At 69.9% G+C, this 18,411-nt stretch carries 14 protein-coding genes; 6 read left to right on the top strand and 8 right to left on the bottom strand.

Annotation, left to right across the window (positions count from 1 at the left end; genetic code table 11):
* Positions 1–6: 6 nt before the first annotated feature.
* The 3 genes from ACZ61C_RS14565 to ACZ61C_RS14555 form a co-directional block, all read right to left on the bottom strand.
* Complete coding sequence (locus ACZ61C_RS14565; protein ID WP_465306664.1) at positions 7–2,085, bottom strand: PhoX family protein; 2,079 nt, start codon at positions 2,083–2,085, stop codon at positions 7–9.
* 111 nt (positions 2,086–2,196) lie between these two features.
* A complete protein-coding gene (locus tag ACZ61C_RS14560; protein WP_465306662.1) occupies positions 2,197–3,414 on the bottom strand; it encodes an MFS transporter in 1,218 nt (405 codons plus the stop codon).
* On the bottom strand, positions 3,404–3,862 hold the full coding sequence (locus ACZ61C_RS14555; RefSeq protein ID WP_465306660.1) for a MarR family winged helix-turn-helix transcriptional regulator: 459 nt from the start codon (positions 3,860–3,862) through the stop codon (positions 3,404–3,406). The genes ACZ61C_RS14560 and ACZ61C_RS14555 overlap by 11 nt, the downstream gene beginning before the upstream one ends.
* 67 nt (positions 3,863–3,929) lie before the next feature.
* On the opposite strand from ACZ61C_RS14555, the gene ACZ61C_RS14550 reads away from it, so the two are divergent.
* Positions 3,930–4,568: an HAD family hydrolase gene (locus ACZ61C_RS14550; RefSeq protein ID WP_465306658.1), complete on the top strand. Its 639-nt coding sequence runs from the start codon at positions 3,930–3,932 to the stop codon at positions 4,566–4,568.
* Here the strand turns inward: ACZ61C_RS14550 and ACZ61C_RS14545 are convergent.
* From ACZ61C_RS14545 to ACZ61C_RS14530, 4 genes are all read right to left on the bottom strand, one after another.
* Complete coding sequence (locus tag ACZ61C_RS14545) at positions 4,561–5,271, bottom strand: hypothetical protein (protein ID WP_465306656.1); 711 nt, start codon at positions 5,269–5,271, stop codon at positions 4,561–4,563. The two genes, ACZ61C_RS14550 and ACZ61C_RS14545, sit on opposite strands and share 8 nt — an antisense overlap.
* Entirely contained in the window at positions 5,268–5,786 is a 519-nt protein-coding gene (locus tag ACZ61C_RS14540) for an RNA polymerase sigma factor (protein ID WP_465306654.1), read from the bottom strand. Before ACZ61C_RS14540 ends, ACZ61C_RS14545 begins: the two co-directional genes overlap by 4 nt.
* A gap of 103 nt (positions 5,787–5,889) precedes the next feature.
* Positions 5,890–6,972 (bottom strand): inositol-3-phosphate synthase, encoded by a 1,083-nt coding sequence (locus tag ACZ61C_RS14535; protein ID WP_465306652.1) that lies wholly within the window; start codon positions 6,970–6,972, stop codon positions 5,890–5,892.
* Positions 6,973–7,044: 72 nt separating this feature from the next.
* The gene (locus ACZ61C_RS14530) at positions 7,045–7,590 is read right to left on the bottom strand and encodes a PadR family transcriptional regulator (RefSeq protein ID WP_465306650.1); all 546 of its coding nucleotides are present in this window, start codon (positions 7,588–7,590) and stop codon (positions 7,045–7,047) included.
* A gap of 245 nt (positions 7,591–7,835) precedes the next feature.
* Between ACZ61C_RS14530 and ACZ61C_RS14525 the strand changes: the two genes are divergently transcribed.
* The 4 genes from ACZ61C_RS14525 to ACZ61C_RS14510 all read left to right on the top strand — a co-directional run bounded on the left by ACZ61C_RS14525 (position 7,836) and on the right by ACZ61C_RS14510 (position 16,145).
* The gene (locus ACZ61C_RS14525) at positions 7,836–8,234 is read left to right on the top strand and encodes a DUF5318 domain-containing protein (RefSeq protein ID WP_329053600.1); all 399 of its coding nucleotides are present in this window, start codon (positions 7,836–7,838) and stop codon (positions 8,232–8,234) included.
* Positions 8,235–8,568: 334 nt separating this feature from the next.
* Entirely contained in the window at positions 8,569–11,037 is a 2,469-nt protein-coding gene (locus ACZ61C_RS14520) for a transglycosylase domain-containing protein (RefSeq protein WP_465306648.1), read from the top strand.
* 384 nt (positions 11,038–11,421) lie between these two features.
* Positions 11,422–13,680 (top strand): transglycosylase domain-containing protein, encoded by a 2,259-nt coding sequence (locus ACZ61C_RS14515; protein WP_465307038.1) that lies wholly within the window; start codon positions 11,422–11,424, stop codon positions 13,678–13,680.
* 77 nt (positions 13,681–13,757) lie between these two features.
* Entirely contained in the window at positions 13,758–16,145 is a 2,388-nt protein-coding gene (locus tag ACZ61C_RS14510) for a transglycosylase domain-containing protein (protein ID WP_465306646.1), read from the top strand.
* Positions 16,146–16,208: 63 nt separating this feature from the next.
* Here the strand turns inward: ACZ61C_RS14510 and ACZ61C_RS14505 are convergent, their stop codons facing one another.
* Positions 16,209–17,255 (bottom strand): Gfo/Idh/MocA family oxidoreductase, encoded by a 1,047-nt coding sequence (locus tag ACZ61C_RS14505; protein WP_465306644.1) that lies wholly within the window; start codon positions 17,253–17,255, stop codon positions 16,209–16,211.
* 55 nt (positions 17,256–17,310) lie between these two features.
* Here ACZ61C_RS14505 and ACZ61C_RS14500 point away from each other — a divergent pair, with 55 nt between their 5' ends.
* A complete protein-coding gene (locus tag ACZ61C_RS14500; RefSeq protein ID WP_465306642.1) occupies positions 17,311–18,369 on the top strand; it encodes an ROK family transcriptional regulator in 1,059 nt (352 codons plus the stop codon).
* Positions 18,370–18,411 lie beyond the last annotated feature (42 nt).

Genomic DNA, 18,411 nt, shown 5'->3' with positions numbered 1-18,411 from the left:
CGTGCGTCAGCGTTCGCCGATGCGGCCGGGCAGCCCGAAGCGGCCCTTCTTCCACACCGAGACGATCGACGGCCGCGGCTGCGCGGTGCCGCCGTCCGGCCAGTGCGACGTCGGGTTCGCCGAGCTCGCCGCGTTCTCACCCGGGTGCTGCACGGCGACGAGGACCACGTGGTCGGTGACGACCGGCCCGCAGGTCTCGGCGCCGACCGGCACCGAGAGGAACTGCTTGACGTGCCCGCGTTCCGGCCCGGTCACCGGCACCGAGAACAGGCCGTCGTTCGCGCCGAGCGCGTTGCCGTCGGTGGCGATCCACAGGTTGCCGTGGCGGTCGAAGGCGACGTTGTCCGGGCAGGAGATCGGGCTGACCTTGCTCTTGTCGAAGCCGCCGAAGTAGGTGTCGGCCGCCGCCGGGTCACCGCAGACGAGCAGCAGCCGCCAGGAGAACTTCGTCGACGCCGCGTCGCCGCGGGCCTCCTCCCACTCCAGGATCTGCCCGTTCTTGTTGGCCACGCGCGGGTTCACCTCGTCGACGCCGGCTTTGCCCGCCGCGCCGCGGTCGGTGTTGTTGGTCAGCGCCGCGTAGATCCGGCCGTTGACCGGGTTCGGCTCGATGTCCTCCGGCCGGTCCATCTTCGTCGCGGCGACCTTGTCGGCGGCCTGGCGCGTGAAGACGTAGACCTCTTCGGCGGTGAAACCGTCCACAAAGGACTTGTTGCCGCTCGCCAGCGGGATCCACTCGCCGGAGCCGTCGAACTCGTTGTCCGACGGGAGCTTGCCGGTGCCGTCGATCTCGGCGGCGGGGCTGTCACCGGTGAAGCGGGCGACGTACAGGGTGCCGTCGTCGAGCAGCGCCGAGTTGTGCCGGCGCGCGTGCGCGCTCTTGCCGGGCTTGTACTTGCCCTTGGAGACGAACTTGTAGATGTATTCGAACCGCTCGTCGTCCCCGGAATAGACGGTGACGTGGCCGTCGGCCGTGATCTTGACGTTCGCGGCCTCGTGCTTGAACCGGCCGAGCGCGGTGTGCTTGATCGGCGTGGACGTCGGGTCGTTCGGGTCGATCTCGACGACCCAGCCGAACCGGTTCGGCTCCTGCGGCTCCTGGGCGACGTCCCAGCGCTGGTCGAAGCGCTCCCACTTGCGGGTGCTGGCGCCGGTGCCGACGAGGTAGCGCTTGAGCCGCGCGGCCTGGACCGGGTCGGTCACCTTGTCCGCGTTGGCGAAGTACTGGTGGAAGTTCTCCTCGCCCGACAGCACGGTGCCCCACGGCGTCACACCGCCGGAACAGTTGTTCTGCGTGCCCCGGACCCTGCGCCCGGTCGGGTCGGCCGACGTCTTCAGGAACTTCGAGCCGGCGGCCGGGCCGCGCACCTCGAAGACCGTGTCGAGCGTGATGCGGCGCCCGTACCGGCTGGGCACGACCTCGAGGCCGCCGCGGATCGGGTCGCGGCGGGTCAGCAGCACCGAGAGGCCGTGCGCCGCCCAGGCGATCTTGACCTGCTCTTCGGTGGGGTTGGCCGGGTCGTACTGGTCGGCCGGGAACAGGTGCACCTCGGTGGTGTACTCGTGGTTCACGACCAGCAGGTTGCTCAGCCCCAGCGGGTCCTGCGGGATCAGGCCGACGAAGTCGTTGTTGTAGCCGAACTGCTTGGCCTGCGCGGCCGCGGTCTGCTTGGCGAAGTCGAACTTCGGCGCGCCCGGGACGACCGGGTCGCCCCAGCGGACGACGACACGCTGGGCGTATCCGTCGGGGATGCTCACCTGGTCGAGCTTGTTCGGCGGGACGGCGTCGAAGTCGGTGCCGGGGACCGGACGCGGCTTCGGGCCGTGGTCGTGGCCCTGCGGAGCGGGCGCGGCGGCCGCGGTGCCGGACAGCGCGGCGAACCCGCCCGCGGCGGCGGCCATCACGGCGCCCGCTTTGAAGACCCGGCGGCGGGAGATGTCCTTGACGACGTCGCCGAAGTATTCGTTCCCGGACTCGTTGGGTTCGGGGTGGGCGCAGGCGTTGCCACAGCGGTATTCGCAGGTGATCGGCGAGCGGCCGCCCGGGTGGGCGGCGGGGTACAGCGGGAGCAGGCGGTCGGGCACAGCGCCTCCATGGTGGGAGTTCGGGAACGAACCGAACCTAAGCGCCCAAAACCAGCCAAGCCAGACATTCAGGTGAACGGTAGGTGTACCGCTCACCCGAATGGCCGTGGCTCAGAACTCTTCGCCGACGAGCACCGCCTCCTGCGGCACCACGTGCGGGTCCGCCTTGCGCTCCCTCAGCGAGAGCAGTGCACCCGCGATCACGCACAGCACGGCCGAGGCGACAAACGGCGCCTGCGGCGAACCGAACCACTCGGCGACGTGTCCGACGAGCGTCGCGGCGACGGCGCCACCCAGCCAGCGGCAGAAGTTGTACCCCGCGCTGGCGACCGGGCGCGGCGCGTCGCTGATCGACATCGCGGTGCCGGTGAACAGCGTGTTCAGCAGGCCGGACACGAGCCCGGAGACGATGATCCCGGCGACCAGCACCGGCTTGCTCGGCACGGCCAGGACCAGCATCAGCACGGCGTACCCGAAGACGGCGGCCGCGGCGGCGTGCCGCTCACCGAGCTTGGCGGCCAGCCGCGGCGCCAAAGCCACTCCCGCCACCGCGACGCACAGGCCCCAGCCGCAGAAGATCAGCCCGACGGCGATGGCGCTCCAGCCGAGCACGAACGGCGACCAGGCCAGCACCGCGAAGAACGCGGCGGTGTACAACGCGGACGCGACCGAGGTGCGCAGCAGACCGGTGTGCTTCAGCGCGCGCAGCGGGTCGAGCAGCTTGATCGGGTCACGCTTTTCGTGCTTGTCGCTCTTGAGGAAGACCGCGCAGAGCACGAGCGCGCCGGCCATCAGGACCGCGGTGCCGAGGAACGGGCCGCGCCACGAGATCGAGCCGAGCAGCGCGCCCAGCAGCGGGCCGACCGACAGACCGACGCCCAGCGCGGCCTCGTACAGCAGGATCGCGCCGGACTGCCCGCCGGTCGCGGCGCCGACGATCACCGAAAGCGCCGTCGCGATGAAGAACGCGTTGCCGAGGCCCCAGACCGCGCGCAGCCCGACGAGCTGCTCGATCGACCCGGCGGCCGAACACAGCGCGGTCGCCACGACGATCAGCGACAGCCCGACCAGGACCGTGCGCTTCGGGCCGAACTTCGCGCTCGCCGCGCCGGTGACCAGCATCGCGACGACCTGGACCCCGAGGTACGACGAGAAGAGCAGCGTGACCTGCGACGGCGTCGCGTCCAGGCCCTTGGCGATGGAGAGCAGGATCGGGTCGACCAGGCCGATCCCCATGAAGGCGATGACCGCGGCGAACGCGGTGATCCACACCTGCTTGGGCTGGCCCTTGACGGCGTCCAGCAGGCTCGAGTGGTGTTCAGCGCTCATCGCTGATCAGTTCCTCCTTCTTGGTGTCGACAAGTAGCTTGGCGAGAGCCGGAAGGGCGGCTTCGATCGCAGCGCGGTCGGCGTCGTCCATCGTGATGAGCCGCTCGCGGAGGAACTCCTCGCGGGCGGCGACCATCTCGGCGTAGAAGCGACGACCCTCGTCGGTGACGTCCACGAGCACCGCCCGCCGGTCGGCGGGGTCCGGCGTGCGGGTGGCCAGGCCGAGGCGTTCGAGCCGGCCGACGACGTCGGTCATCGACGGCAGCTTGACCCGCTCGAACTCCGCCAGCGCGCTCATCCGCCGCGGCCCGCCGTTGACCAGCTCGCTCAGCACCGAACCCTGCGTGAGGGTCAGCGTCAGCTGCGGGGTCTGCCGGCGCACCTGGTGGTACAGCCGGAAGACCAGCGGCCGCAGCCGGTGGGCGAGATCGGCGATCGGGGAAGTCACTTAGCCAGGCTAACAAATTTTAGTAAGGGTAGCTAAGTAAGTCGGCTCACAGGCTAGGCTCGAGGTCATGGACGCGGTGATCTTCGACCTCGACGGCGTGCTGGTGGATTCGGAGCGGATCTGGGACGAGGTGCGCCGCGCGGTCGTCGCCGAACACGGCGGCACGTGGCTTCCGGAAGCGACCCGGGCGCAGCAGGGGATGAGCACCCCGGAATGGGCCCGCTACCTGGTGGAGGAGCTGGGCGCCCAGCTGTCCCCACCGGAGATCGCGACGCTCGTGGTCAAGCGCATGGCGGCCCGGTACGCCGAGGAGCCGCCCTTGATCCCGGGCGCGGTCGAGGTGGTGCGGCAGGTGTCGGCACGCCGGCCGGTGGCGATCGCCAGCTCGTCGCCGGTGATCCTGATCAAGGGGTTCCTGGACGTGACGGGGTTGCCGGTGGGCGCGGCGGTGTCGTCCGAGCAGGTCGGGGCGGGGAAGCCGGCGCCGGATGTTTATCTGCGGGCGGCCGAGCTGCTGGGGGTGGCGCCCTCGGACTGCGCGGCCGTGGAGGACACGACCAACGGGCTGAAGTCGGCGTTGGCCGCGGGGATGGCGGTTTATGCCGTGCCGAACCCGCACTTTCCGCCGGATCCGGAGGTGCTGAAGCAGGCCGCGGCGGTGGTGGAGAAGATCACCGCGTTGCCGGGGGCGCTCGGACTCAGCTGACTTCGGCGCGCACGGGCGGCGAGCCGGGGACGACATCGGCCAGGAACACCTGGTAGGACGAGGCAGCCCGGCCGACCAGCTTGCCTTGGCTCAGATCACCCTGTGCGTTGTAGAGCCGCAGATGTTCGGCCGTCGACGAGAGCAGATAGACCGCCTTGCCGGCGGGCAGCGGCCCACCGTTTTCGCCGACGTAACCGGCCAGGACGGTCTTTCCGCCGTCCGGGAGGAGCGCTGCGCACTGCGGCGAGTTCGTTCCGTACTGCGGAGTCTTCTGGTCGAGCTCCCCACCTGGGGGGATGGCCGCGACGCAGAACGAATCCCGGCCGGGCGCGTTCGCCAGAACACCGATGAAGGCCACGGCCTGCCACTTGTCGGTCTGCCCCGCGAACTCCGTGGCGATGGCCCGGCTCCCCTTGGTGAGCAGGTGGTCCATGGACCCCTTCTCCGTCTTGGCGAGCAGCAGCTCCTGTCCGGGGCGCGCGGGCTGGACCGGCGCCGGGGCGTTGTTCACCCGCGTGACCACCAGCACGCTGGTCAGCACCACCAGGACCGCGGCCAGCGGCGCGATCCACACGGCCGTCCGGCGGCGGCGGGGCTTCCGCTGCCGCCGCATCTGCTCGGCCCAGGCCGCGTCGAGGTTCGGCGTGACCTCCCGGGCCTGCTCACTCAGCGTCTCGGCCAGTTTGCGTTCGAGGTCGGTCATCGCTCACCTCCCAGGTCGTCCCCCAAGTGTTTGCGCAGGTTCTCCATCGCGTGGTGCGTGGTCGCCTTCACGGTGCCCGGTGAGATGCCGAGCGTCTCCGCGATGCCCGTGGTGCTCAGGTCCAGCCAATACCTCAGCACGAGCACCTCGCGCTGGCGCCTCGACAGCTTCTCCAGCACCGCGCGCAGCTGCTGGTGCTCCCAGTTGGCGACGGCTCTGACCTCGGCGGACAGCTCGTCCGGCGGCCGGTCCTGCGGGGTCCGGCGCACCACCTTCAGGTGCCGGGTGCGCGACCGCGACATGTTCACCACGGTCGTGCGCAGGTAACCGGCCACCCGCGTGTGGTCGGTGAGGGAGTCCCACCGCTGGTGGAGCTTGACGAAGGCCTCCTGCGCGACGTTCTCCGCGTCGTCCGCGCCGAGCAGGTGGGCCAGCCGGGTCATCTGGGCGAAGTACTCCTGGAACAGGTCGTGGAAGGTCGGCGCGCTCAGGTCCCCCGGCACGCTCTCGTCCACGCTCGCACTCATACCACGCCAACGCGCACCCCGCCCCACCGGTTTAGTGGACCATGCGAAGAAGACCGCCACCAGCGGTGACGGCCTTCTCGGCGGGGAGGGATCAGACCTCGCCGCGGATGAACTTCTCCACGGCGTCGCGGGCGGTCGCGTCGTCGTACTGCTCCGGGGGCGACTTCATGAAGTAGGACGACGCCGACAGGATCGGGCCGCCGATGCCGCGGTCGAGGGCGATCTTCGCCGCACGCACGGCGTCGATGATGATGCCGGCCGAGTTCGGCGAGTCCCACACCTCGAGCTTGTACTCCAGGTTCAGCGGCACGTCGCCGAAGGCGCGGCCCTCGAGCCGGACGTAGGCCCACTTGCGGTCGTCGAGCCACTGGACGTAGTCCGACGGCCCGATGTGCACGTTGCCCTTGCCGAGGTCGCGGTCGACCTGCGAGGTGACGGACTGGGTCTTCGAGATCTTCTTCGACTCGAGCCGCTCCAGCTCCTTCATGTTCAGGAAGTCCATGTTCCCGCCCACGTTGAGCTGCATCGTCCGGTCGAGCTGGACGCCGCGGTCCTCGAACAGCTTCGCCAGGACGCGGTGCGTGATGGTGGCGCCGACCTGGGACTTGATGTCGTCGCCGACGATCGGGACACCCGCGTCGGTGAACTTCTGGGCCCACTCGGGGTCCGACGCGATGAACACCGGCAGCGCGTTGACGAACGCCACGCCGGCGTCGATCGCGGCCTGGGCGTAGAACTTGTCGGCCACCTCGGAGCCCACCGGCAGGTACGACACGAGCACGTCGGCCTTCGCCTCGCGCAGCGCCGCGACGATGTCGACCGGGGTCTCGTCGGACTCCTCGATCGTCTCGCGGTAGAAGCGGCCGAGGCCGTCGTGGGTGTGGCCGCGCTGGACGGTGACGCCGAGCGGCGGCACGTCGGCGATCTTGATCGTGTTGTTCTCGGAGGCGAAGATCGCTTCCGACAGGTCACGGCTGACCTTCTTGGCGTCCACGTCGAACGCGGCGACGAACTCGATGTCGCGGACGTGGTACCCGCCGAAGTCGACGTGCATCAGACCCGGGACCCGCGTGGCGGGATCCGCGTCGCGGTAGTACTGGACACCCTGGACCAGCGACGCCGCGCAGTTGCCGACGCCCACGATGGCCACCCGAACGCGGCGGTTCTCGCCCATGGGGGTTTCTCCTTCAATCCGTGTCTGTTCAGTAGGTCTGGTGCCGCGACGCTGCGGCCCGCACCGCCCGGCTCAGGTCTCGGGACCCCGCCGTTCGGCTTCTTCGTGCGCGATCAGCTCGTTGAGCCAGCGCACCTCCCGCTCGCTGGTCTCCAGCCCGAGCCGGTGCAGCTCGCGGGTGTAGCGATCGATCTTCTGCTCGGCCCTGGCCAGCGCCGCCCGCAGACCTTCACGCCGCTCCTCGACGCGCCGGCGGCGGCCTTCGAGGATCCGCATCCGGACGTCGGCCGGGGTCCGCGAGAAGAAGGCCAGGTGAACGCCGAAGCCTTCGTCGTCCCAGGTCTGCGGCCCGGCGTCGCCGAGCAGCTCACCGAAGCGCTCCTTGCCCTCCGCGGTGAGCTTGTAGACCCGGCGTCCGCGCCGCGACCACGCCCGGTCGTCGGCTTCGTCGAGCTCTTCGACCAGGTACCCGGCCCGCAGCAGCCGCCGCAGGGTCGGGTACAGCGAGCCGTACGAGAACGTCCGGAACGTGCCGAGCGTCTCGTTCAGCCGCTTGCGCAGCACATACCCGTGCATGGGCGCTTCGTGCAGAAGACCGAGGATCGCGAACTCCAGCACACCGCACCCCCTTCCGGGAACAAACCGTGGCGACCGGCGTTGCTCCGAATGATCGCCTCGATCCAACCTACTCAGCCACTATATCGCCCCGATACATCGAAGTGGCGAAGCCAACAGGCCCGCTCACTCTGGAGTGGGGGAAATTCACCGGAGAGTTATCGAACGTCCGGCGTGTCCGCTCCGGACCGGGGCCCAGCCGCGCTAGGGGGCGTGGACGACACAGGAAGAGCCCGTACTCTGTCCTGGTGATTAACCAGCGGCAGGTCGTGGACTACGCGCTGCAGCGCCGTGCGCTGCTGGCCGAAGTCCGCTCTGGACGCGTCGGCAGCTACGAAGCCTGCGACGCGAGCCCGTACCTGCTGCGGGCGGCGAAGTTCCACGGCCGGGCCGGTGACCAGCCCTGCCCGATCTGCCGCCAGGAACCGCTGACCCTGGTGTCCTGGGTCTACGGTGACGAACTCAAGCACGTCGCGGGCTCGGCGAGGACCCCCGAAGAGCTGGCCAGGATGGCCGGCCGGTTCGCCGAGTTCACCGTGTACGACGTCGAAGTGTGCCGAGCGTGCCACTGGAACCACCTGGTTCGGTCGTACGTCCTCGGCACGGGGGAGCCGGCCGACGGTCCACGAAGGACCGCAGGCCGGTGAGCTGGATCACAACCGCTGAAGAGCGCAGAACGGCGCACTACCGGGCGCCGGTCTGGGAGGCCCATTCGTGAACGACGACCGCAACCGCTCCTGGCCCGGCCAGGAGCCAGATGCACCTCGCCGTGCCCAGTCAGGCCCGTGGCCGGGGGAAGACCCCGGACCCGCCTGGCCCGGCGAAGAAGCCCCCCGCCGGCCCCAGCGCGGCACGCCGCCCCGGGGGAACCCGCGCGGCGCCGCGCCCGAGTGGCCCTCCGGCGACGAAGGCGAGCCCCAGTGGCCGGCCGGGGACGAGCAGCCGCCCCGACGGCCGCAGCGCCCCCGCCAGCAGCAGGGCATGCCGCCGCGCCGGGCCGTCCCCCCGGGCGGGCAGCGCCCGGCGCAGGGTCCGCCCGCCTCGCCGCCGCAGGGGTTCCGCCAGCAGACCGGACGCCGGCCCGTGCCGCCGCCGGGCCGCGAGCCGGACCTGATCACCCACCACGCGCACAACGGCACCGACGACTTCGGACGTGACCCGTACGACGACGGTTACGAAGACGCCGCGTTCAACGAGTACGCCGACGACGTCGAGCCCCAGGAGGAGCTCGACGAAAACGGCAAGAAGATCCTCACGCCGGCGCAGAAGAAGAAGCGCCGGTGGAAGATCGTCCGCCGCGTCGCGTACGCGTGCGTCGGGCTGTTCTTCGTGGTCCCCGCGATCGCGTTCGTCATCACGTACTTCCTGGTCGACGTGCCGACGCCGGAGAGCGTCAAGGCGCTGCAGAGCCAGCCGATCACCTACTACGACATGAACGGCCAGCTGATCGGCCGCGAGACGCCGCCGACCGGCGACCACCAGCTGCTGAAGCCGGGCGAGGTGCCGGAGGTCGTCAAGCACGCCGTGTACTCGGCGGAGGACGCGACGTTCGAGACGAACTCGGGCTTCGACGTCACCGGCATCCTGCGCGCGGTCCTCGCCCAGGTGACCGGCGGCCAAGGCGGTGGTTCGACCATCTCCCAGCAGTACATCAAGCAGGCGACGCAGAACGACCAGCAGACGCTGACCCGCAAGTGGACCGAGCTGGCGAAGTCGTTCAAGATGAACAACCAGGAGTCCAAGGAAGAGATCATCACTTCCTACCTGAACATCGTCTTCTTCGGCCGCGGGGCGTACGGCATCGGCGCGGCGTCGAAGGCGTACTTCAACAAGGACGTCAAGGACCTCAACGCGTCCGAAGCCTCGCTGCTGGCCGGTCTGATCCAGGGCCCCAGCCGGTCCGAGAACGAGGCGTACGCCCAAAAGCGCTGGGCGTACGTGATGGACCAGATGGTCGCCAACAAGTGGCTCCGCGCGGACGAGCGCGCGACCTTCCAGTTCCCGACCCCGATCGCCAAGAACTCCAACAAGGAGAAGGACTCGGGGAAGATGACCTACCAGCTCCAGCAGCGGATCAAGGACGAGCTGGAGGCGAAGGGCTACGACGAGGGCAAGCTGTTCTCCTCCGGCGCGAAGATCTACACCACGATCGACCCGGCGGCGCAGGCCGCGGCGGAACAGGCCACCCAGGAGGGCATGAAGGGCCAGACCGACGAGAACCTGCTCAACGCGCTGGTCGCCGTCGATCCGAAGACCGGCGGCGTGCTCGCCTACTACGGCGGGCCCGAGCTGGTGAAGGACCCCCAGGGCAAGGACGCGCTCGGCCAGGACCGCGCCAACCAGGCGCGGAACCCGGGTTCGTCGGTGAAGGCGTTCGACCTCACGGCGTTCCTGAAGATGGGCAAGGGTCTCGGCGAGACGTTCGACGGCTCGAACAACCGGGTGCTCGGCGGCCGCACGGTCCGGAACGCGGGTGACAGCGCGAGCTGCGGCAAGGACTGCACCGTCGCGAAGGCGATGGAGATCTCGGCGAACACCGTGTTCTACGACATGGTCCTGAACGTGACGAAGCCGTCACGGGTCGCGGAAGCGGCCAAGGAGGCCGGGGTCAAGGTCGCGCCGAACGGCAAGAGCGTCCTCTACACCGACGACAACAACATCTCGCTCGGTGGTGGTGGCACGGCGGTGACGCCGGAGGACATGGCCGCGGCGTACGCGTCGTTCGCCAACGGCGGCACCTACCACGAGCAGCACTTCGTCTCGAAGCTGACGAACGGCCAGGACGAGGTGGAGTTCGACGAGAACAACATCAAGACCAACCCGGCCTTCGACGACGACGCGGCGAAGAGCCAGCAGATCGCGGGCAACGTCACCGAGGCGCTGGTCCCGGTCATCGACCACTCCAAGCTCAAGTGCCCGACCGGTCACGAGTGCGCGGGCAAGACCGGTACGCAGCAGTACACGGCGAAGGACAGCGACCCGGCTTCGTACAAGGACCGCAACGCGCAGACCTGGATGGTGGGCTACACCCCGTCCGTGTCGGCCGCGGTCTGGGTCGGCGGTGACGGCAACAAGCCGCTGCACGACCCGAAGGGCAAGCCGATCTTCGGTGCCACCATCGCCGGTCCGACGTGGCAGAACTTCATGAACCTCTACCTCAAGGGCAAACCGGCGGAGAAGTTCGACAAGGTCCAGGCGATCGGCAAGGACGTCAACGAGGTGACGACCACGCCGTCGAAGCCGTCGGAGACGCCGAGCGTCACCACGACGCCGACCACGCCGGAGTCGTCCGAGAGCACCGAACCGACGAACACCGACACGAACACGGAGACGAAGCCAGGCCGGCCGACGCGGCCCGGCCCGGGTGAGACCCCGACGTTCCCGCTCGGCAACAACAACGGTGGCGGTGGTGGTGGGTTCGCCCAGCCACCGGGCTCCGGGCCCGGCTAGAACGTCCTCCTTCAGGGCCCTTCGCGAACGCGCGGAGGGCCCTGAAGCGTTTCAGGAAGATCGTTTCGGCAACCCGGACGCATTTCGCACGTCCTTTCTCAAAGGGGGCGGCGGTTGTCGCTGCCCGCACACACACCGTTTTTCGGGGGCTCCGGGTGGCGGAGCCCCCGGCTCGGGGCGAAGCCCCGCGGAATACTGGAGGACGGACCCGTGCCCGACGATCGATCCCGCTCCTGGCCCGGCCAGGGTCCCGATCCGCGCCGTCGCGCACCCCAGGGTCCGCCCGGCCAGGCCCCGCGCCGCCCGCAACAGCAGCAGTGGCAGCAGCAACAGCCACCGCGGCAACCGCCGCCTTCGCGCGGGTACCGGCCCGAGCCGCCGCCGATGAGCGGCGGCCCCGAGCTGATGACGCACCACGCGTACGAGGAGCCGGACGCCTACGACGACGACGTCCGGCCCGAAGGCGACGGCAAACCCGAGCTGACTCCGGCGCAGCGCAAGAAGCGGCGCTGGAAGATCATCCGGCGGGTCGCCTACGCCTTCGTCGGGGTGTTCATGGTGCTGCCCGCGATCGCGTTCGTCATCACGTACTTCCTGGTCGACGTCCCGTCGCCGACCGAGGTCGCGCAGAACCAGAGCCAGGCGGTCACCTACCTCTTCTCGGACGGCTCGCCGATGGGCAAGGACGTCCCCCGCGGCGGCAACCGGGTGCTGCTGACCCCGGACCAGATCCCCGACGTCATGAAGCACGCGGCGATCGCGACCGAGGACGACTCGTTCGAGACCAACTCCGGCTTCGACATCGGCGGCCTGCTGCGCGCGGTCTACAACCAGGCCACCGGCGGCGCCGGCGGTGGTTCGACGATTTCGCAGCAGTACATCAAGAAGGCCACCGACAACGACGCCCCGACGTTGACGCGCAAGTGGACCGAGCTGGCCAAGTCCTTCAAGATGAACCAGACGTACGAGAAGAAGGACATCATCACCGCGTACCTGAACATCATCTACTTCGGGCGCGGCGCGTACGGGGTGGGCGCGGCTTCGCAGGCCTTCTTCCACAAGGAAGCGAAGGACCTCAGCTTCTCGGAGGCCGCGCTGCTGGCCGGCCTGATCCAGCAGCCGGGCCGCTCGGAGAACCCCAAGGTCGCGAACGACCGCTGGAACACCGCGCTCGACCGGATGGTGAAGAACAACTACATCTCCGCGGCCGACCGCGCTTCGGCGCAGTTCCCGACGCCGATCCCGCTCGAGGACAGCAAGCAGCAGGCCGGCGCGCCGCCCGCGTTCGTCGTGCAGCAGGTGAAGGACGAGCTGGCCGCGCACGACATCCCCGAAGACCGCTACTACTCCGGCGGTTTCCAGGTGCAGACCACGATCGACCCCAAGGCCCAGCAGGCCGCGGAACAGGCGGCCACCGAGGCGCTCGAAGGCCAGGTGGACGACAACCTGCTCAACGCGCTCGTCGCCGTCGACCCGAAGACCGGCGGGGTGCTCGCCTACTACGGCGGCAAGCCGATCGTGCAGGTCAACGGGCAGGACCAGGCCGGGCGCGACTGGGCGAACACCCCGCAGAACCCGGGTTCGTCGATGAAGCCGTTCGACCTCACGGCGTTCCTCAAGATGGGCAAGGGCCTCGACGCGACGTTCGACGGCTCGAACAACCGCACGTTCGACGGCCGTGTCGTGCGCAACGCCGGCCCGGGCAGCAGCTGCTCGCAGCAGTGCACGGTCGCCGAGGCGATGGAACGCTCGGCGAACACGGTGTTCTACGACATGGTCCTCAACCAGACCAAGCAGGGCCCGGTCAAGGACGCGGCGCGGGAAGCCGGCGTGAAGACCAAGAACGACGACGGCGGCCAGTCGATCATCTCCACCAAGGACAACAACATCTCCCTCGGCGGTGGCGAAACCCAGATCACGCCGGCCGACATGGCCTCGGCGTACGCCACGTTCGCGGCCAACGGCGAGCAGCGCGCGCGGCACTTCGTGCAGAAGGTGTCCAACTCGCAGGGTGAGGTCGCGTACGAGGCCACGACCGACGCCAAGCCGGCGTTCGACAGCGACGCGGACAAGAGCCGCCAGATCGCCGGGAACGTCACCGAGTCGCTGAAGCCGGTCATCGGGTTCTCGAAGCTGAAGTGCCCGAACGGCCACGAGTGCGCCGGCAAGACCGGGACGCAGCAGCACACGAAGGTCGCGGGTGAGCCGTCCTGGGCGGCGAACGCGAACTCGCAGACGTGGATGGTCGGCTACACCCCGTCGGTCTCGGTGGCGGCCTGGGTCGGTGGCGACGGCAACAAGCCGCTGCACGGCAAGAACAACTCGCCGATCTACGGCTCGACGATCGCCGGCCCGATGTGGCAGAAGTTCCTGTCGCTGTACCTGACCGGCAAGCCGGGTGAGAAGTTCGACAAGGTCGACCGCATCGGCGGTGAGGTGGCGCCCCCGCCGTCCTCCGACGTCGTGACGACCACGGACGCGCCCCCGACGGACGAGAGCACCGGCGGCAACCCCGACGACGGCAACCAGCCCGGCGGCCATCAGAGCAACGAGAACTCGTCGCCGACCACCACGCCGAAGCACACGAAGACGCCGACTTCGAAGGACACTCCACCGTCGAAGACCGACGAACAGGAGAACTAGCCGGGTGAACCACGGTGGGCCGCGGTCCGTGTGCCTACGAGAGGACTGCGTCCGCAGCCCACCGTGGAGGACGGCCCGTGAGCAACGACCGCACGTCACCCGGGCGGCAGCCTGACCCACGTCGTCGTGCCCGCCGGCCGGCGCCACGCTCCGGGCTGCTGGGCGCCGAGCCGGAGCTGATCACCCACCACGCCCACAACGGCACCGAGCCCGACGAGCCGCCGACCGTGCCGATCCGGCGGCAGCGGCCCGGGCAGCCGCCGCGCCGGCCGCGTCCGCTCACCGCCCAGGACCTGCGGAAACGGCGCTGGCGGCGGATCCGGCGGATCGGGTACGTCGTCGCCGGCGTGTTCTTCGTGGTTCCCGCCGTCGCGTTCGTGATCACCTACCTCGCCGTCGACGTCCCCTCGCCGGAGACCGTCGCGCAGGCGCAGGGCCAGGCCGTGACCTACCTGTTCAGCGACGGCACCGAGATGGGCAAGGACGTGCCCACCGGCGGCAACCGGCAGATCCTCGTGGCGAACCAGATCCCGGATGTCGTCAAGAAAGCCGTGATCGCCACCGAGGACGCGTCGTTCGAGACCAACTCCGGTTTTGACGTCGGCGGCATCCTCCGCGCCGCGTACAACCAGGTCACCGGCGGTTCGGGCGGCGGGTCGACGATTTCCCAGCAGTACATCAAGAACGCCTCCGGCGACGACGACCCGACGCTGACGCGCAAGTGGGTCGAGCTCGCGAAGTCGTTCAAGATGAACCAGACCTACGAGAAGGCGGACATCATCACCGCCTACCTCAACATCATCTACTTCGGCCGCGGCGCCTACGGTGTCCAGGCCGCCGCGCAGGCCTACTTCGGCAAGGACGTCGGCCAGCTCGACTACTCCCAGTCGGCGCTGCTGGCCGGGCTGATCCAGCAGCCGGGCCGGTCCGAGAACACCGCCGTCGCCACGAGCCGCTGGACCACCGCGCTCGACCGGATGCTGAAGAACGGCTACCTGACCCAGGCCCAGCGCGCCGCCGCGAAGTTCCCGACGCCGATCCCGCTGCGGGAGAGCCGGGACGCGGGCGCGCTGAACCCGTTCATCAAGAAGCAGGTCAAGGCCGAGCTGGCCGCGCAGGGCATCGACGAGAAGCAGTACTACTCCGGCGGGTTCCAGGTGTTCACCACCATCGACCCGCGGGCGCAGCAGGCGGCCGAGCAGGCGGTGTCCGAGGGCATGGCCGACCAGACCGACGACCGGATCCTCAACGCGCTGGTGGCCGTCGACCCGAAGACCGGCGGGGTGCTCGCCTACCACGGTGGCGAGCCGATCGTGAAGGGCCCGAACGGCGAGGACCAGGCCGGCCGCGACTGGGCCGACGAACCGCACAACCCCGGGTCGTCGATGAAGCCGTTCGACCTGGCGGCGTTCCTCAAGCTCGGCCGCGGCCTGGACGCGCGGTTCGACGGCACGTCCCCGCGCACGTTCCCCGGCGTCGACCTCCCGATCCGCAACGCCGGCGACAGCAGCAGCTGCTCCGAGGAGTGCACTGTCGCGGAGGCGATGCAGCGGTCCACCAACACCGTGTTCTACGACATGGTGCTCAACGTGACGAAGCCGTCCGGCGTGGCGGAAGCCGCGCAGGAGGCGGGCATCCGGACGTCGGACAACGGCGGCCGCAGCAAGCTCTTCACCGGCGACAACAACATCTCGATCGGCGGCGGGGACACCCAGGTGACCGCGGCGGACATGGCCTCGGGGTACGCGACGTTCGCGGCCAACGGCGTCCAGCGCGACCGCCACTTCGTCCAGAAGGTGACCAACGCGAACGGCGAAACGGCGTACGAGGCCAAGGACCGCTCGACCGACGCCTTCGCCGACAACGACGCGTCCCGCAGCGCGCAGATCGCGGGCAACGTGACGGCGGCGCTCGCGCCGGTCATCCAGTTCTCCCGGCTGACCTGCCCGGCCGGCCACGAGTGCGCGGGCAAGACGGGAACGCAGCAGCACACGCCGCAGAACGACGAACCCGCGTCCGCCGCGAACGCCAACTCGCAGACGTGGATGGTCGGGTACACCCCGTCGGTGTCGGCGGCGGTCTGGGTCGGCAGCGACGGGGACAAGGCGTTGCGCGGCCCGGGCGGGACCCCGCTGTTCGGCTCGACGCTCGCCGGGCCGATCTGGGACCGCTTCATGCAGCTGTACCTGACGGGCAAACCGGCGGAGCGCTTCGACCGGGTGGCGGCGATCAGCTCACCGCAGGACCGGGTGGAGGTGCAGCTTCCGTCGCCGCCTCAGCAGCAGCAGCAACAGCAGCGCGACCCGCGGAACCAGCAGCAGGCCCAGCCCGGCAACCGCCAGCAGCAGCTGGACCAGCTGCGGCAGTTCCAGCAACGGCTGCAGGAGCTCCAGGACCGCCAGCGCAACCGGAACGGGAACGGCAACGACTCGGGTCAGAGCGGTGACCCGGACCCGGACGGCTGAGCGAGGAAGGTGGCCGTGACGTCGGAGCTGGGGGACATCGGCGTCACGGCCAGTCCAGGGTCGTCAGAGCTTGACGACGGTTCCTTCCACGCCGGAGCGGTGCGCGGCCTCGATCACCCGCAGCGCCTCGACCGAGGACGCGGGGTCGACCGGGAACTCGCCTTCACCGCGCAGCGCGTCACGCACCTGCGCGTAGAACTGCTCGTAGCGGCCGGTTTCGGTCGGCACGGTCTTGAGGTCGTTGCCGACGCCGATCTTCCCGGTGTCCGCCGCCGGTTCCACGCCCCAGCCTTCGTCGCCGGGGCGCATGCCCGCCTTGATCTGCGGTTCCTGCACGTCGAGGCCGAACTTCGTGAACGTCGCGCGGTCGCCGAGGAGGCGGAACCGCGGGTTCAGGGTGCCGGCGAGCGCGGTCGCCCACAGGTGTGAGCGGACACCGTTGGCGTGGCGAAGCGCGACGAAGACGTCATCGTCGACCTGGACGCCGGCGCGGCGCCGGTCGACCTCGGCGTAGACCTGCGTGACCGGGCCGAACAGCTGCAGCGCCTGGTCGACGATGTGCGCGCCGAGGTCGTAGAGCAGCCCGCCGGCCTCGGCCGGGTCGCCGAACTCGCGCCAGTTGTCCTTGGGCTTGGGCACCCAGCGGTCGTAGCGGGACTCGAAGCGGAACACCTCGCCGAGCCGGCCGGACTCGAGGACCTTGCGCACGGTGAGGAAGTCGGAGTCGAGCCGCCGGTTCTGGAAGACCGTGAGGCCGACACCGGCCGCCTTCGCCGCGGCGACGATCTGCTCGGCTTCGAGCGCGGTCGGCGCGAAGGGCTTGTCGACGACCACCGGCAGGCCGGCTTCGATGGCCCGCAGCGCGAGCGGCACGTGGGTGCGGTTCGGGGTGCTGACCACCACGAGGTCGAGGTCGGCCGCCCGCTCGAACAGCGCGTCCGCGCCGGGCACGACCTCCGCGCCCGGGTGGTCGGCGCGCGCCTGGGCGGCGTTGCTCGACGTCGTGATCACCGCGGGGGTCAGGCCGGGGGTCGCGGCGACCAGCGGCGCGTGGAACACCCGTCCGCCGATGCCGTACCCGAGGATCCCCACGCGCAAGTCGTCAGCCATGGCCCCCATTAAACAACAGTGTTGCGTAATTGGCCAGGCGTGCGAAGATCTCACCATGGCGGCCACCGGGAGGAACCTGCGCAACGTGCGCGAGCACAACCGCGCCCTCCTGCTTTCCCACATCCTGCGGGCCGGCGGCCTCAGCCGCGTCGAGCTCGCCGGCCGGACCGGGCTGACCCAGCAGGCCGTCTCGAAGATCGTGCCCGAACTCCTCGACGCCGGCCTGCTGGACGAGGAGCGTCAGCCGTCCGTGGGCGTCGGCAAACCCCGCACCCAGCTGACCGTGCGCGCCGGCGCCAAGCACGCGCTCGGCGCCCGGCTCGACCGCGACGAGTTCCGCGTGCTGCGCACCAACCTCATCGGCGAGGTCGAGGAGACGGCGGGCGGCCCGCTGCCCGTCGGCTTCACGCCCGAACAGGCCGTCGAAGCGATCGGCGCCGCCGCGCTCGAGCTCGCCGACGGCTTCGACGTGCTCGGCCTCGGCCTCGGCGCGGTCGGCCCGCTGGACCACCTCGCCGGCCTCGTCCGCGACGCGACCAACATGCCGGGCTGGCACGACGTCCCCCTGCGTGAGCTGCTCGAAAAGCGCACCGGGCTGGCCGTGACGCTCGACAAGAACACCAACTCCGCCGCGTTCGCCCAGCTCTGGCCGCACGGCGAGCCGACCGCGACCGCGGTGGTGCTCGTCGGCACCGGCATCGGCGTCGGCCTGCTGATCGACGGGCGGCTCTACCGCGGCCCGCGGACCAACGCGGGTGAGTTCGGGCACACCACGATCGCCTACGACGGGCCGCGCTGCGCCTGCGGGCGACGCGGCTGCGTCGAGATCATGGCCAAACAGGCGCCCGACACCCGCGCCGCCGCCGGGTTCCTCGGGATCGGGCTCGCCGACCTCGTGCAGGTGCTCGACCTCGAGCGGATCGTGCTGGCCGGACGCGCTGTGCGGGACGAACCGGACGTCTACCGGGAAGGCGTCTCGGCCCGCCTGGAGGAGCTGCTGCCGCTGCCGCACTGGCAGCGGATCGAGGTCGTCGAGGACTCCTTCGGCGAAGAGATCGTCACGCGCGGCGCGGCCGCCGAGGTCCTGGCCTCGTACTACGCGAATCCGGCATGATCGTCGGCTTCACCACAGTGCTCGCCGTTCACCGATAACATC

The organism is Amycolatopsis sp. NPDC104587, assembly GCF_055583645.1.
Note: the sequence above shows the minus strand (reverse complement) of the source record. Positions and strands in the feature narration are given on the sequence as shown.